Source organism: Streptomyces sp. NPDC021115 (genome assembly GCF_044333065.1).
Classification (GTDB): Bacteria; Actinomycetota; Actinomycetes; order Streptomycetales; family Streptomycetaceae; genus Streptomyces.
The window spans coordinates 1-14,244 of record NZ_JBIRQF010000031.1 but is presented as its reverse complement, the minus strand read 5'-3'; the positions used below and the strand labels follow the sequence as shown (position 1 = coordinate 14,244).

Here is a 14,244-nt window from a genome sequence, read left to right as displayed (position 1 = left end):
GCGGTGTGCGCGTCAGACGCCCATGGGGTGCCAGACCGTCTTCGTCTCCAGGAAGGGGAGGAGGCGGGTCGTGCCGGGGTCGGCGGGCCAGTCCACAGGGTGTGGACGGACCACGCGCTTGAGGTTGTCGGCGGCGGACCTCTCCAGGTCGGTCGCCAGCTCAGGGCCCGCGCCGGTCAGGTCGATCGCGTTGACGTCCTGGTGGGCGGCGAGCGGGGTGGCCAGTTCGGCGGTGCGGCCGGAGAGGATGTTGACCACGCCGCCCGGAAGGTCGGAGGTGGCCAGGACCTCGGCCAGGGAGAGGGCGGGCAGGGGGGCGCGCTCGGCGGCCACGACGACGGCCGTGTTGCCGGTGACGATCGCGGGGGCGACGACCGAGATCAGGCCGAGGAACGAGGAGTCCTGGGGGGCCAGGAGCGCGACGACGCCCGTCGGCTCGGGGGTGGAGAGGTTGAAGTACGGCCCGGCGACGGGGTTGGCGGAGCCCGCGATCTGGGCGATCTTGTCGGACCAGCCCGCGTACCAGACCCAGCGGTCGATCGCGGCGTCGACCGACGAGGTGGCCTTGGCCTTGGACAGGCCCTCGGCCGCGGCCACCTCGGCCACGAACTGGTCGCGGCGGCCCTCCAGCATCTCGGCGACGCGGTACAGGATCTGGCCGCGGTTGTAGGCGGTGGCCCCGGACCAGCCGCCGAAGGCCTTGCGCGCGGCGGTCACCGCGTCGCGGGCGTCCTTGCGGGAGGCCAGGGGGGCGTTGGCCAGCCAATGGCCCTTTGCGTCGGTCACCACGTACACCCGGCCGCTTTCGGAGCGTGGGAACTTCCCGCCGATGAAGAGCTTGTAGGTCTTGAGTACGGAGAGTCGGTCAGACATCGAGGTACGCCTCCAGGCCGTGGCGGCCGCCCTCGCGGCCGTAGCCCGACTCCTTGTAGCCGCCGAACGGCGAGGCGGGGTCGAACTTGTTGAACGTGTTGGACCAGATCACCCCGGCGCGCAGCTTGCCCGCCATCTCCAGGATGCGCGAGCCCTTCTCCGTCCAGATGCCCGCCGACAGGCCGTACGGGGTGTTGTTCGCCTTGGCCACGGCCTCGTCGGGGGTGCGGAAGGTCAGGACGGACAGGACCGGGCCGAAGATCTCCTCGCGCGCGATCCGGTGGGCCTGGGTGACGCCGGTGAAGAGGGTGGGCGCGAACCAGTAGCCGGAGCTGGGCAGTTCGCACTCCGGGGCCCAGCGCTCGGCGCCCTCGGCCTCGCCCGCGTCGGCCAGCGTGCGGATACGGGCCAGCTGCTCGGCGGAGTTGATCGCGCCGATGTCGGTGTTCTTGTCCAGCGGGTCGCCGACGCGCAGCGTGCGCATGCGGCGCTTGAGCGCGTCCAGCAGCTCGTCCTGGACGGACTCCTGGACCAGCAGCCGGGAGCCCGCGCAGCAGACGTGGCCCTGGTTGAAGAAGATGCCGCCGATGATGCCCTCGACGGCCTGGTCGATCGGCGCGTCGTCGAAGACGATGTTCGCGGCCTTGCCGCCCAGCTCCAGGGTGACCTTCTTCTTCGTACCGGCCACCGTGCGGGCGATCGCCTTGCCGACCTCGGTCGACCCCGTGAAGGCCACCTTGTCGATCCCGGGGTGGGCGACCAGCTCGGCGCCGGTCGAGCCGTCGCCGGTGACGATGTTGACCACGCCCTTGGACAGGCCCGCCTGGCGGCAGATGTCGGCGAAGAAGAGGGCGCTCAGGGGCGTCGTCTCGGCGGGCTTCAACACCACCGTGTTGCCGCAGGCCAGCGCCGGGGCGATCTTCCACGCCAGCATCAGGAGGGGGAAGTTCCACGGGATGACCTGGCCCGCCACGCCCAGCGGCTTCGGATCGGCGCCGTAGCCCGCGTACGCGAGCTTGTCGGCCCAGCCCGCGTAGTAGAAGAAGTGCGCCGCGACCAGCGGCAGATCGGCGTCCCGCGACTCGCGGATCGGCTTCCCGTTGTCCAGCGACTCCAGGACGGCCAGCTCGCGGGAGCGCTCCTGGATGATCCGCGCGATCCGGAAGAGGTACTTGGCGCGCTCGGCGCCGGGCAGGGCCGACCAGGTCTCGAACGCCTTACGGGCGGCCTTGACCGCGCGGTCCACGTCCTCGGCGCTGGCCTGGGCGACCTCCGACAGGACCTCCTCGGAGGAGGGGGAGAGGGTCTTGAAGACCTTGCCGTCCCCCGCCTCGCGGAACTCCCCGTCGATGAACAGCCCGTACGACGGGGCGATGTCGACGACCGCGCGGGACTCGGGCGCGGGCGCGTACTCGAAAACTGGCATGGCGTATCAGTCCACCGTCACGTAGTCGGGACCGGAGTACCGGCCGGTGCTCAGCTTCTGGCGCTGCATCAGCAGATCGTTCAGCAGGCTCGACGCGCCGAAGCGGAACCAGTCCGGGGACAGCCACTCCTCGCCCAGCGTCTCGTTGACCATCACCAGGTACTTGATGGCGTCCTTCGTGGTGCGGATGCCGCCCGCGGGCTTCACTCCCACCTGCACCCCGGTCGCGGCGCGGAAGTCGCGGACCGCCTCCAGGAGGACGAGGGTGACGGGCGGCGTCGCGTTGACGGACACCTTGCCGGTCGACGTCTTGATGAAGTCGGCGCCCGCGAGCATCGCCAGCCAGGACGCGCGGCGGACGTTGTCGTACGTCTGGAGCTCGCCGGTCTCGAAGATCACCTTCAGGTGCGCGGCGCTCCCGTCCTCGCGGACGCATGCCTCCTTCACCTGCCGGATCTCCTCGAAGACCTCCAGGTAGCGGCCGGAGAGGAACGCCCCGCGGTCGATCACCATGTCGATCTCGTCCGCGCCGGCGGCCACCGCCTCCCGGGTGTCGGCCAGCTTCACGGAGCGGGCCGCCCGGCCGGAGGGGAAGGCGGTCGCCACGGCCGCCACGTGGATGCCGCTGCCGGTCAGGGCCTCCTTGGCGGTCGTCACCATGTCGCCGTAGACGCAGATCGCCGCGACCTTCGGGACGCTGCGGTCGGTGGGGTCCGGGGTGATCCCCTTCGCGCACAGCGCCCGGACCTTGCCCGGGGTGTCCGCGCCCTCCAGGGTCGTCAGGTCGATCATCGAGATCGCCAGGTCGATGGCGTACGCCTTCGCCGTCGTCTTGATCGAGCGGGTGCCGAGGGTCGCGGCACGGGCCTGGAGGCCGACCGCGTCGACGCCCGGCAGGCCGTGCAGGAAGCGGCGCAGCGCGCTGTCGGTGGCGGTCACGTCCGCCATCGACGCCAGTCGCGCCGCGGCCTCGGTGCCGTATGCGGGAACTGTGGTGGGCATGGTCACCACCTGAGCATATCTACGCGCGTAGCGGTATGTCACCCCCCGGCCGGGATCGGTCCCGGGCCCGGCCCGGGTCCGATCGTGCTCGTTCCGTGTTGATCCCGAAGCCCAAGGCGCCGGACCGTGGGGCACAATCGGCCCCATGACGAGCCCGGACGACCCCGCCGACCCCGCGCAGCCCACCGAGGAGCCCGCCCCGTACGCCGACCGCGTCTACCGCTCCCCGGGCGGCATCGCGGGCGGCGTGCTGCTGCTCGGCATCGGCGGCTGGCTCGGCATCGACGCCATCCTGCGCGGCGAGGGCCGCACGCCGTGGCTGGCCCTCGCCGGGCTGTTCTTCGCGGTGCCGGTGGTGATCGCCTTCACCGTGCGCCCGGCGGTGTACGCGGGCGCGGACCGGCTGCTCGTACGCAACCCCTTCCGCACCATCACCCTCCCGTGGGGCTCCGTCGAGACCCTTCGCGCGAGCTACACCAGCGAGGTGCTGGCGGGCGGCGCGACGTACCAGCTGTGGGCCGTCCCCGTCTCCCTGCGCCAGCGCAAGCGCGCCGCCCGCCAGCAGAGCCGCGCGGCCGCCACGGAAGCCCTCGGCCGCACGCCCGGCCAGGGCGCCACCGCGGACCGGCGCGCCCAGGCCGACCAGACCATCGACGACCTGCGCGAACTGGCCCAGTCGAACGCCGACCGCGACAGCGCGCAGGGCGAGCCCGAGGTGCGGTGGGCGTTCGAGGTCATCGCGCCGACCCTGGCCGGTGCGGTGCTGCTGGTGATCATGCTGCTGATCTGAGGACGGTGCGGTCGTGCCGAAGCAGCGCAAACAGCGGCGGCGTCGGCAGCGGGAGTCCGCTGCCGACGCCGGGCGTTGGGAAGTGGTCTTCGAGACCCAGGACGCCGCCGCATTGCGTGCCCAGCTGGTCCGCTTGCGGGGCGGGGACGCGCCGGTCGACGTGTCGACGGTCCGCGTGGACACGCTGTGCGGGCGCTCGACGCGGCCGACGACGTATCGGCTGAGCCGGTTCGTCCGGGATCCGGGGAGCTAGATTCCGATGGCTGCGGAGAGGTCCTTCTTCAGGGCCGCCAGGACCGTTTCCGCCGTGGCGCGGGCCCGGGGGAGGTCCGCTGCGGCGGGTACGTCGACCACCACCTCCAGGTAGCACTTCAGCTTCGGCTCCGTACCGCTAGGGCGCACGATCACGCGGGCCGAGCGGACTGTGTCCCTCCCGGCGAGCCGGTACCGCAGGCCGTCCGTCGGGGGCAGGGACTCCGAGCCCCGCTCCAGATCCTCGGCCGAGGTGACCTCCAGGCCCGCCAGCTCGGCCGGGGGCCGCTCGCGCAGGCGCCGCATCGCCGCCGCGATCAGGGACAGGTCCTCGACCCGTACGGACAACTGGTCCGTGGCGTGCAGACCGTGCGCGACCGCGATGTCGTCCAGCAGGTCCGTGAGGGTACGCCCCTGCCCCTTCAGCTCCGACGCCAGCTCCGCCACCAGCAGCGCGGCCGTGATCCCGTCCTTGTCGCGCACCCCGTCCGGGTCCACGCAGTAGCCCAGCGCCTCCTCGTACGCGTAAGCCAGACCGTCCACCCGGGCCAGCCACTTGAAGCCGGTCAGCGTCTCCGCGTACGGCAGGCCCGCGTCGGCCGCGATGCGGGACAGCAGCGACGAGGACACGATCGTCGTCGCGAACGCGCCACGGGCCCGCTTGTGCACGAGGTGCGTGGCGAGCAGCGCCCCGACCTCGTCGCCGCGCAGCATCCGCCAACCGCCGGCCGTCCCCGGCGCCGGGACCGCCACCGCGCAGCGGTCCGCGTCCGGGTCGTTCGCGATGACGATGTCCGGCGCCGCCTCGCGGGCCGTCGCGAACGCCAGATCCATCGCCCCCGGCTCCTCCGGATTCGGGAACGCCACCGTCGGGAACGCCGGATCGGGATCGGCCTGCGCGGGAACCACCGTCGGCGCCGGGAAGCCCGCCCGGGCGAAGGCCGCCGTCAGCGTTTCGCGCCCCACGCCGTGCAGGGGCGTGTAGACGGCGCGGGCATCCCGCGCGGAACCGGCGGTCAGCACGGCCTCGGTGCGGGCCAGGTACGCGTCGAGGATGCCGTCGTCCAGCGTCTCCCAGCCGGTGTCCGGGCGGCGTACGTCGTCCAGGCTGCCGATCGCCGCGATCTCGGCCGCGATCTCCGCGTCCGCGGGCGGGACGATCTGTGAGCCGTCGCCCAGGTAGACCTTGTAGCCGTTGTCGCGGGGCGGGTTGTGGCTCGCCGTGACCTCGATCCCCGCCACCGCGCCCAGGTGGCGGATCGCGAACGCCAGCACCGGCGTCGGGAGCGGACGCGGCAGCAGCGCCGCGCGGAAACCGGCGCCCGTCATGACGGCCGCCGTGTCGCGGGCGAAGTCCGCGCTCTTGTAGCGGGCGTCGTAGCCGATGACGACGAGACCGGCGTCCTGGTCCGGCTGCTTGGCCAGGTACGCGGCCAGCCCGGCGGCGGCGCGGATCACGACGGCGCGGTTCATCCGCATCGGGCCCGCGCCCAACTCACCGCGGAGGCCCGCGGTGCCGAACTGAAGCGTCCCGGAAAAGCGCTCCGCGAGCGCGTCCCCCGCCTCGGTGTCGCCCCCCTGGGCCGCGTCCAGCAGCGCGCGCAACTCGTCCCGGGTCTCGGGGTCGGGGTCCTCGGCCAGCCAGGTGCTGGCCTGGTCGATGAGGTCGAGCGCCATTGGGGGGGCCTCCTGGGTGGGGGTGCCGATGTGTTGTTGGTTGCTGCGCGGTCGCCGGGGGAGCAGTTCCGCCCCCCGGCGCGGGGGCTGTCGAATGGTGGGCCCTGGTGCGCAACTGGAGCGGGCCCGGCCCCGGGCCACCGGCGGGGAGTCGCCGATGGCGGGAGGGGCGGGGCGCAGGGGTGGGGTCCTGGACGATGACGTGTATTTGTGGCGCCTGTTCGCGGCCCACTCCACGTCTCCGGGCACGGGCGCCAAAAATATACGAGTCCAGGGCCCTGCCCCGGAGGCCCCGCACCGGCACCACCCCCCGCACGCACCGCGCCGGGGTCCGGGGCGGAGCCCCGGCGGGGGGTTTGGGGGGCGGAGCCCCCCAAGACCTCAGCCCCGGGGCCTCAGAGGCGGTCCAGCACCTGCGCCAGCAGCGTGCCCATCCGGGTGGCCGAGTCGCGACCCGCCTGAAGGACCTCTTCGTGGTTGAGGGGTTCGCCCGTCATGCCCGCCGCGAGGTTGGTGACCAGGGAGATGCCCAGGACCTCGGCCCCCGCCTCGCGGGCCGCGATGGCCTCGAGGGTGGTGGACATGCCGACGAGGTCGGCCCCGATGGTGCGGGCCATGGTGATCTCGGCCGGGGTCTCGTAGTGGGGGCCGGGGAACTGGGCGTAGACGCCCTCTTCCAGGCTGGGATCGATCTGCTGGCAGAGGGCCCGCAGCCGGGGGGAGTAGAGGTCGGTGAGGTCGACGAAGTTGGCGCCCACGATGGGGGAGGCGGCGGTGAGGTTGATGTGGTCGCTGATGAGAACCGCTTGGCCCGGGTGCATGCCCTCGCGGAGGCCACCGCAGCCGTTGGTGAGGATGATCGTCTTGCAGCCGGCGGCGACGGCGGTGCGGACGCCGTGGGCGACGGCGGCGACGCCGCGGCCTTCGTAGTAGTGGGTGCGGCCGAGGAAGACGAGGGCCCGCTTGTCGCCGAGCTTGTACGAGCGGATGGTGCCCGCGTGGCCCGCGACGGCGGGCGGCGGGAAGCCGGGCAGCTCGGTGACGGGGAACTCGTGCTCCGCGCTGCCGAGCGCGTCGGTGGCGGGGACCCAGCCGGATCCCAGGACCAGGGCGACGTCGTGGGTCTCCGCGCCGGTCAGCTCGCGCAGGCGCGTGGCGGCGGCGTCGGCGGCGGCGTGGGGGTCGGCGGGGCCGCCTTGGCTGTCCCTAGTAACAGATGCGTTCACGCGCACGAGCGTAGCCCCTTCTGGCCTACGCGCGTAGACGGCTTCGCGACGGTGTTCGGATCGTTGCGATGCGCGCAGCACCAAACGCAACACCAAGCCCGGCACCAAACGCAGCACCAAGCCCAGCGCCAAGCGCAGCGCTACACGGTCGCGGTGAGCCGTTCGTACGCGTGGGAGAACCGTTCCAGCGGGTCGCCCTCCGCGTTCCAGGGCCAGGGCGTCACCACGCCCGTGGTGGCGCGCAGGGCCGTCGCGGCCTCGCTCGTGCGGCCGGACTTGACCAGGGCGTACGCCAGGACGTTGAGGTCGGCGAGGGCCGCGGCGTGGCCGAGGAAGCCGGGGCGGGGCCAGTCCTGGGCCGCCTGGTCGAGTACGGGGGCGACCTCATGGCGCCGCCAGTAGTCCCCGGCGCTGATCGCCTCCAGGCCGCCGCTGGCCATGGTGCGCTGGTGGCCGCGGACGATCGCGGTCAGCTCCAGGCCGACGGTGGGGGCGTCGGCGGGCATGCGGCCGCGGACGGAGTCGAGGAGGTCGAGGAGTTGTACGGCGGAGCCGCACTCGTCCGGCGACAGGTAGCCGAGGACCTGGAAGTACGCCTCGCGGTTCCATGGGTCACGGGCCATGATCTCCTGCCAGATCGCCGACAGCTCCCGGTGGGGCCGCTGCTCGCGGCGCAGCGTGGCCAGGTGCACGGCCCATGGGGTGGGGTCGGCGGGGACCAGCTCGGCGGCGAGGCGGCAGGTCTCGCGGGCGTCGCTCAGGTCGACGGCCGGGCCGTGGGTACCGGCCTGGGCCAGCTCGGACCAGGCGTGCAGCAGCAGGGCCCCCTGGTCGCGCGGATGGTGCCGCCGGAAGATCCCGGGCAGGGCCCGCCCCGCGGCGGCGGCGAGTACGGAGAGGCGGTGCGCCTTGCGGTCCCAGTCCTCACCGGCGTCCTCGATCACCCGGGACACCTGGGCGATCACCGTGGTGTCGAGTTCACCGCGGACCCAGCTCGTTTCGAGGCGTTGCCGGACCCGGCCGAGGTCGGTGTCGTCGAGTTCGGGGGCCAGCCGGGGACGGCTGCCCTTGCGGCGCCTGAAGACGGGCATGGTGGTCGGAGGCTTCCCTTCCAGCGGTGGCACGGTGTGCGCGAACGAGATCGTCCTGCATCGTCGCCCAGGCCGGTCGCGGGGAACAGGGGGAGCGGCCACATCGGCACGATGACTTCACCAGCCGCGCCTCCTTGTGGGAGGTGGGCCATGGCGACTGCGGAGGGGTGCGGGCCAGCGTATACGGGAGCCAGCGGGCTCGGCGCGGCAGGCCAGAGGGCTGGGCGCGGCAGGCCGACACGGCCGACGGCCCGCCGCCGTGACAGACGACGGCCCGCCGTGACCGGCCCGGCCCGGTCACGGCCTAGCAGGGCCGCTTCCGCAGCTCCATGACGTAGTCGTGGGGCGCCCCGGCGGATTCGGCGGCGTCGGCGATCTCGCCGAGGTAGCGGGCGGAGGGCAGGCCGCCCTCGTAGCCGTTGAGGACGTACAGCCAGGCGGGTTCGTCGCCGTCCAGAGTGTGGACGCGGATCCGCATGCGGCGGTATATGTCCAGGCCGACGCCCTCCCAGCGGTCCATGGAGTCCTCGTCCATGGGGGCGATGTCGTAGAGCGCGACGAAGACCTGGGAGCGAGGGGCCTCGACGATGGTGGGGAGGGCGCCTTCCCAGCCCATCTGCTCCCCGCCGAAGGTCAGGCGCCAGCCGGTGATCCAGCCTGTGCCGCGCAGGGGTGAGTGCGGTGCGCGGCGGGACATCAGCCGCGCGTCGAGGTTGCCGGCGTACGCGGCGTAGAGCGACATGGATCAGAGGGTACGGGAGAGGGGTGGAAGCGCTCTTGGGGTGGCGGGTTCGTATGAGGATGCGCACTCGAACCCCCGGGCGGGAGCCTAGCGGGTGGGTACGGGACAATGGAGCATGTGACTCGGATCGTGATCATTGGTGGCGGACCCGGCGGCTACGAGGCGGCGCTGGTCGCCGCGCAGCTCGGCGCGGAGGTGACCGTCGTCGACTGCGACGGTCTGGGCGGGGCGTCGGTGCTGACCGACTGCGTGCCGTCGAAGACGTTGATCGCCACGGCTGAGGTGATGACGACGTTCGACTCTTCGTACGAGGAGTTGGGCATCATCGTCGCCGATGACACCCCGCCGCTGGAGCAGGCGGCCCGGGTGGTGGGCGTGGACCTGGGCAAGGTCAACCGGCGGGTGAAGCGGTTGGCGCTCGCGCAGTCGCACGACATCACGGCCTCCGTGACGCGCGCCGGCGCGCGCGTCGTGCGGGGGCGCGGGCGGCTGGAGCCCGCGCAGGCGCCGGACGGATCGCGGAAGGTGATCGTCCGGGCGGCGGACGGCTCGGAGGAGACCCTGGTCGCGGACGCGGTGCTGGTGTCGACCGGTGCGCATCCGCGGGAGATCCCGGACGCGCAGCCGGACGGCGAGCGCATCCTGAACTGGACGCAGGTGTACGACCTCGACGAGCTCCCGGAGGAGCTGATCGTGGTCGGTTCCGGTGTCACGGGCGCCGAGTTCGCGGGCGCGTACCAGGCGCTGGGGTCCAAGGTCACGCTGGTCTCCAGCCGGGACCGGGTGCTGCCCGGTGAGGACCCGGACGCGGCGGCGGTGCTGGAGGACGTCTTCCGGCGGCGCGGGATGAACGTGATGTCCCGCTCGCGGGCCGCCGCGGTGAAGCGGGTGGGCGACCGGGTGGAGTGCACGCTCGCTGACGGGCGGGTCATCACCGGCAGCCACTGCCTGATGGCCGTGGGCTCGATACCGAACACCGAGGACATGGGCCTGGAGGAGGCCGGGGTCCGGACGAAGGACTCCGGGCACATCCTGACCGACAAGGTGTCGCGCACCAGCGCGCCGGGCGTGTACGCGGCCGGTGACTGCACCGGGGTGTTCGCGCTGGCGTCGGTGGCGGCGATGCAGGGCCGGATCGCGATGTACCACTTCCTCGGTGACGCGGTCACCCCGCTGAACCTCAAGACCGTCTCGGCGAACGTCTTCACCGACCCCGAGATCGCCACGGTCGGCTACTCGCAGGCCGATGTGGACGCGGGGAAGATCGACGCCCGGGTGGTGAAGCTGCCGCTGCTGCGCAACCCGCGGGCCAAGATGCAGGGCATCCGGGACGGCTTCGTGAAGATCTTCTGCCGTCCGGGCACCGGCATCGTCGTCGGCGGTGTTGTGGTCTCTCCGCGCGCGAGCGAGCTGATCCATCCGATCGCGCTCGCGGTCGACAACAACCTGACGGTCGAGCAGATCGCCAAGGCGTTCACCGTGTACCCGTCGCTGTCCGGCTCGATCGCCGAGGTGGCACGGCAGTTGCACACCCGTAAGTCGTCCGAAGGGTAGTCAGGGCGGACTGCCGGACAGGCCGTCAGGACGGGCCGTCGGGCGTGAGGTGCGCCCCTTATAGCAGCTTGCGCCCGCGCAGATGAACAACTTCTGCTAATTAGTGCAAGCTGCTGAAAACAGACAGTCGTTGGCGTTACTGTCAGTTTCGTGTTCGCTGCAGAACGTCGCCAATTGATCCTTGAAATGGTGCGTGCGAACGGAGCGGTGTCGCTCCGTGAGCTCGCCCGCGTCGTCCAGACCTCCGAAGTGACCGTACGGCGTGATGTGCGGGCGCTGGAGGCAGAAGGACTGCTCGACCGCCGGCACGGCGGTGCGGTGCTGCCGGGCGGATTCACCAGGGAGTCCGGCTTCCCGCAGAAATCCCATCTAGCGACCGCGGAGAAGACGGCGATCGCCGATCTCGCGGCCGGTTTCGTCGAAGAGGGCGAGGCCGTCGTGGTCGGCGCCGGTACGACCACGCAGGAGCTGGCCCGCCGGCTCGCGCGGGTCCCCGGGCTGACCGTGGTCACCAATTCCCTGCTCGTCGCACAGGCGTTGGCGCATGCCAACCGGGTCGAGGTCGTCATGACCGGCGGCACCCTGCGCGGCTCCAACTACGCGCTGGTCGGCAGCGGCGCCGAGCAGTCCCTCCAGGGGCTGCGGGTCTCGCGCGCCTTCCTGTCCGGCAGCGGGCTGACCGCCGAGCGCGGTCTTTCCACGTCCAACATGCTGTCGGCCAGCGTCGACCGGGCGCTGGTGCAGGCCGCGGCGGAGGTGGTGGTGCTCGCCGACCACACCAAGCTGGGCACCGACACCATGTTCCAGACGGTGCCCACCGATGTGATCACGCGGCTGGTGACCGACGAGCCACCCACCCAGGACGACCGTGCGCTGACCGAGTTGCAGGCCCTGGCCGATCAGGGCGTGCAGATCGCGGTGGCGGGGCCGGGCGCGGGGTCCGGCCCGGCCGGTGGCGAGGGCGGCGGCCCGCCGGGGGCGGGCCGTCAGGCGGGGCGGCTGGGCTCGTCGGCCCCGCGGTCCGGGGCCGGTGAGGACGGGCTGCCGCTGCCCGGGCCGCGCCGCAATCCGCACGGCCAGGGGCCAGGCGGCGCCCAGCTGCGCACCGCGGCGTCGCTGCCCGAGCAGCAGACGGGCGGCGGCCGGGTGGCGGACCTGGCGCCACGGCGGCGCTGACCGGGCGCCCAGGACAGCGGGGTGGCCGGTTCAGTGCGCCTTGAGGCCGGTGAAGGTCAGGGCGAGCAGCCGGTCCGCCAGCTCCGGATCGTCCGGCGACTGCTCGACGGCCAGCGCGATGGCGTTGGTCAGCTGCATCAGGTCGGCGATCACCACGTCCGGCCGTACGGCTCCGGCCTGCTGGGCGCGGGCGAGCAGTTCGCTGCCCGCCTCGCGCAGCGGCAGGCGGCAGCCGCGGGACAGCTCCGAACTCTCGTCCGCCGAGCACGCCATCAGCGCCTGGGCGAGCCCTCGGTAGGTGCTCGCGTGGTGGACGATCGCCCGCAGCCAGTCGACCAGCGCATGGCACGGCTGGGGCGCCTTCGCCAGCTCGCGGGAGCGCGTCAGCAGGGCGTTCATCTCGCCCTGGAAGACGGCGCCCATGAGCGCGGTGCGGTTGGGGAAGTGCCGGTAGAGCGTGCCGATGCCGACGCCCGCCCGGCGCGCGATGTCCTCCAGCGAGGCGTCCGTGCCGTGCTGGGTGAAGGCGGTGCGCGCCTCGGCCAGCAGCCGCTCGTAGTTGCGGCGCGCGTCGGCGCGCATGGGGCGGGGGAGCGGTGGCGTATGCGCCGGGGCTGTCTCGGTCGCCATCGCGGTCCTCCCTGCTGTGCCGTGTCGTACCTGCCTGTAGGTCAAGCATGCCATCACGTGACATCCGGTTGGCCGGACATCGTCGCTCTCCGGCCGCCCGGGTGGCCGCGGCGGCCGGGCAGTGGCCGGACGGCGGCCGGGCGGTGGCGGGGTGGTGAACCGCGGGCGCGCGCGGGGGAACGGCTGGGAAACAACATCAGCGCCGGGCAACGCCGTTTTGTGCAATCGCCATCGAACAGGGCGTGAGGCGCCGTGTGTTGCGGTGGCCGGGAGTGGAAGAACCCATGGGACTGACCAGTCGATCGCTCGAGTACGTCATGATCGCCGCCGCCGTGATGTGCGTCGCGCTCACGGCCTGGCTGTGGCCGCGCTTCGCCGGACGGGGCGTACGGGCGTGGCTGGGCAGGCTCGGCTCGCTGGCGGTGACCCAGTGCGCCATCGTCGCCGCGCTGGCCCTCGCGGTGAACGCGAACTTCCAGTTCTACGGGTCCTGGGACGAGCTGCTGGGCCGGGGCGAGACGGCCCCCGCCGCGCTCTCGGACGTACACGGCGGCGGGGCGGTCCCGTCCGGGCCGTCCGGGGCCCTGGTGCAGCCCGCGCCGCCGCAGGGCCTGGACAGGGTGCACGGGCTGCCCGGCGGGCCGCCGCAGAAGACCGGCACGGTCGAGTCGGTGCGCGTCCTGGGCCGCCGCAGCCAGGTCACCAACCCCGCGTACGTGTACCTGCCGCCGCAGTACTTCCAGCGCCAGTACGCCCGCCAGCGCTTCCCCGTCATCGTCGCGATCAGCGGCTACCCGGGCGGGTCCTTCCTGCTGGCCCAGCATCTGCGGGTGCCGCAGACCGCGGGCGACCTGATGCGCCGGGGGACGATGCAGCCCGCCGTGATCGTGATGATCCGGCCCACCATCGCCCCGCCGCGGGACACCCAGTGCGTGGACGTCCCCGGAGGGCCGCAAGCCGAGACGTACTTCGCCGAGGACCTCCCCGAGGCGCTGGCGCGCCACTACCGGATCGGCCACGACCCCAGCGCCTGGGGCGTCATGGGCTACTCCTCGGGCGGCACCTGCGCGCTTCAGCTGGCCATGCGCCATCCGCGGGTGTACTCCGCGGCGGCCGCCCTCTCGCCCGACTACCGCGTGGCCGACGATCCCACCACCGGGAACCTGTTCGGCGGCGGCCCGGCGGGGCAGCGGCGGATGCGGGAGCACGATCTGCTGTGGCGGCTGCGGAACCTGCCGCAGCCCGAGGTGTCGGTGCTGGTGGCCTCCAGCCGCCGGGGCGAGTCGGATTACGGCGCGACCCGGTCGTTCCTGGCCGCCGTCCGGCCGCCGATGCGCGCCGAGTCGATCATCCTGGACCGGGGCAGCCACAACTTCCGCACCTGGCGGCGCGAACTGCCCGCCACGCTGCGCTGGATGAGCGGCCAGCTGACCTTCCCGCAGGACGTGGTCGGGCGGGGGCGCTGAGCAGCGGCGGATGCCTGAGCACGCACGCGGGCCCCGGCCGTCCCAGGGACGTCCGGGGCCCGCTCACAGCCCTGCGGCGTGGCGTCAGTCCTTGATCTCGCAGATGACCGAGCCCGAGGTGATCGACGCGCCGACCTCGGCGCTCAGGCCCTTGATGGTGCCCGCGCGGTGGGCGTTGAGGGGCTGTTCCATCTTCATGGCTTCGAGGACGACGACGAGGTCGCCTTCGGCCACGGTGTCGCCTTCGGAGACGGCGACCTTGACGATGGTGCCCTGCATCGGGGAGGCGAGGGCGTCGCCGGAGGCGGCGGAGCCGCCCTTCTTCACCGCCTTGCGCTT

The 14,244-nt window shown here is 72.7% G+C and carries 14 protein-coding genes; 5 read left to right on the top strand and 9 right to left on the bottom strand.

Annotation, left to right across the window (positions count from 1 at the left end; genetic code table 11):
• Positions 1-12: 12 nt before the first annotated feature.
• From ACH4TL_RS44000 to deoC, 3 genes are read right to left on the bottom strand one after another with little or no spacing between them, the layout of a single operon-like run.
• Positions 13-873, bottom strand: coding sequence for an aldehyde dehydrogenase family protein (locus tag ACH4TL_RS44000; RefSeq protein ID WP_398330937.1), 861 nt, complete (start codon positions 871-873; stop codon positions 13-15).
• Positions 866-2,299 (bottom strand): aldehyde dehydrogenase family protein, encoded by a 1,434-nt coding sequence (locus ACH4TL_RS43995; protein ID WP_398330940.1) that lies wholly within the window; start codon positions 2,297-2,299, stop codon positions 866-868. Before ACH4TL_RS43995 ends, ACH4TL_RS44000 begins: the two co-directional genes overlap by 8 nt.
• A 6-nt stretch (positions 2,300-2,305) precedes the next feature.
• Positions 2,306-3,301: a deoxyribose-phosphate aldolase gene (gene deoC / locus ACH4TL_RS43990; RefSeq protein ID WP_398330943.1), complete on the bottom strand. Its 996-nt coding sequence runs from the start codon at positions 3,299-3,301 to the stop codon at positions 2,306-2,308.
• A gap of 145 nt (positions 3,302-3,446) precedes the next feature.
• On the opposite strand from deoC, the gene ACH4TL_RS43985 reads away from it, so the two are divergent.
• Together ACH4TL_RS43985 and ACH4TL_RS43980 are read left to right on the top strand one after the other, a co-directional pair.
• A complete protein-coding gene (locus tag ACH4TL_RS43985) occupies positions 3,447-4,091 on the top strand; it encodes a PH domain-containing protein (protein WP_398330946.1) in 645 nt (214 codons plus the stop codon).
• A 13-nt stretch (positions 4,092-4,104) separates the two neighbouring features.
• Complete coding sequence (locus ACH4TL_RS43980; RefSeq protein ID WP_398330949.1) at positions 4,105-4,344, top strand: hypothetical protein; 240 nt, start codon at positions 4,105-4,107, stop codon at positions 4,342-4,344.
• Here ACH4TL_RS43980 and ACH4TL_RS43975 read toward each other — a convergent pair.
• The 4 genes from ACH4TL_RS43975 to ACH4TL_RS43960 all read right to left on the bottom strand — a co-directional run bounded on the left by ACH4TL_RS43975 (position 4,341) and on the right by ACH4TL_RS43960 (position 9,079).
• The gene (locus tag ACH4TL_RS43975) at positions 4,341-6,020 is read right to left on the bottom strand and encodes a phospho-sugar mutase (protein WP_398330952.1); all 1,680 of its coding nucleotides are present in this window, start codon (positions 6,018-6,020) and stop codon (positions 4,341-4,343) included. The genes ACH4TL_RS43980 and ACH4TL_RS43975 overlap by 4 nt on opposite strands.
• Before the next feature lie 395 nt (positions 6,021-6,415).
• Positions 6,416-7,252 carry a purine-nucleoside phosphorylase gene (locus ACH4TL_RS43970; protein WP_398330955.1) on the bottom strand — a complete coding sequence of 279 codons (837 nt, stop codon included), beginning with the start codon at positions 7,250-7,252 and terminating at the stop codon, positions 6,416-6,418.
• 134 nt (positions 7,253-7,386) lie between these two features.
• The gene (locus ACH4TL_RS43965; RefSeq protein ID WP_398330958.1) at positions 7,387-8,337 is read right to left on the bottom strand and encodes a hypothetical protein; all 951 of its coding nucleotides are present in this window, start codon (positions 8,335-8,337) and stop codon (positions 7,387-7,389) included.
• 304 nt (positions 8,338-8,641) lie between these two features.
• On the bottom strand, positions 8,642-9,079 hold the full coding sequence (locus tag ACH4TL_RS43960) for a gamma-glutamylcyclotransferase (RefSeq protein ID WP_055547017.1): 438 nt from the start codon (positions 9,077-9,079) through the stop codon (positions 8,642-8,644).
• Positions 9,080-9,187: 108 nt separating this feature from the next.
• On the opposite strand from ACH4TL_RS43960, the gene ACH4TL_RS43955 reads away from it, so the two are divergent.
• On the top strand, positions 9,188-10,633 hold the full coding sequence (locus tag ACH4TL_RS43955) for an NAD(P)H-quinone dehydrogenase (RefSeq protein WP_398330962.1): 1,446 nt from the start codon (positions 9,188-9,190) through the stop codon (positions 10,631-10,633).
• Positions 10,634-10,819: 186 nt separating this feature from the next.
• On the top strand, positions 10,820-11,809 hold the full coding sequence (locus ACH4TL_RS43950; protein ID WP_398330990.1) for a DeoR/GlpR family DNA-binding transcription regulator: 990 nt from the start codon (positions 10,820-10,822) through the stop codon (positions 11,807-11,809).
• A gap of 30 nt (positions 11,810-11,839) precedes the next feature.
• Here the strand turns inward: ACH4TL_RS43950 and ACH4TL_RS43945 are convergent, their stop codons facing one another.
• Positions 11,840-12,439 (bottom strand): TetR/AcrR family transcriptional regulator, encoded by a 600-nt coding sequence (locus tag ACH4TL_RS43945; RefSeq protein ID WP_398330965.1) that lies wholly within the window; start codon positions 12,437-12,439, stop codon positions 11,840-11,842.
• 284 nt (positions 12,440-12,723) lie between these two features.
• On the opposite strand from ACH4TL_RS43945, the gene ACH4TL_RS43940 reads away from it, so the two are divergent.
• Complete coding sequence (locus ACH4TL_RS43940; protein ID WP_398330968.1) at positions 12,724-13,905, top strand: alpha/beta hydrolase; 1,182 nt, start codon at positions 12,724-12,726, stop codon at positions 13,903-13,905.
• A gap of 84 nt (positions 13,906-13,989) precedes the next feature.
• On the opposite strand, the gene ACH4TL_RS43935 is transcribed toward ACH4TL_RS43940, so the two are convergent.
• The coding region (locus tag ACH4TL_RS43935) for an acetyl-CoA carboxylase biotin carboxyl carrier protein subunit (protein ID WP_398425484.1) at positions 13,990-14,244 on the bottom strand (255 nt) is incomplete at its 5' end.

Coding starts and splice junctions, on each gene's coding strand:
- ACH4TL_RS44000 (WP_398330937.1), bottom strand. CDS start 873: ATGTCTGACCGACTCTCCGTACTCAAGACCTACAAGCTCTTCATCGGC.
- ACH4TL_RS43995 (WP_398330940.1), bottom strand. CDS start 2,299: ATGCCAGTTTTCGAGTACGCGCCCGCGCCCGAGTCCCGCGCGGTCGTC.
- deoC (WP_398330943.1), bottom strand. CDS start 3,301: ATGCCCACCACAGTTCCCGCATACGGCACCGAGGCCGCGGCGCGACTG.
- ACH4TL_RS43985 (WP_398330946.1), top strand. CDS start 3,447: ATGACGAGCCCGGACGACCCCGCCGACCCCGCGCAGCCCACCGAGGAG.
- ACH4TL_RS43975 (WP_398330952.1), bottom strand. CDS start 6,020: ATGGCGCTCGACCTCATCGACCAGGCCAGCACCTGGCTGGCCGAGGAC.
- ACH4TL_RS43965 (WP_398330958.1), bottom strand. CDS start 8,337: ATGCCCGTCTTCAGGCGCCGCAAGGGCAGCCGTCCCCGGCTGGCCCCC.
- ACH4TL_RS43960 (WP_055547017.1), bottom strand. CDS start 9,079: ATGTCGCTCTACGCCGCGTACGCCGGCAACCTCGACGCGCGGCTGATG.
- ACH4TL_RS43955 (WP_398330962.1), top strand. CDS start 9,188: ATGGAGCATGTGACTCGGATCGTGATCATTGGTGGCGGACCCGGCGGC.
- ACH4TL_RS43950 (WP_398330990.1), top strand. CDS start 10,820: ATGGTGCGTGCGAACGGAGCGGTGTCGCTCCGTGAGCTCGCCCGCGTC.
- ACH4TL_RS43945 (WP_398330965.1), bottom strand. CDS start 12,439: ATGGCGACCGAGACAGCCCCGGCGCATACGCCACCGCTCCCCCGCCCC.
- ACH4TL_RS43940 (WP_398330968.1), top strand. CDS start 12,724: ATGGGACTGACCAGTCGATCGCTCGAGTACGTCATGATCGCCGCCGCC.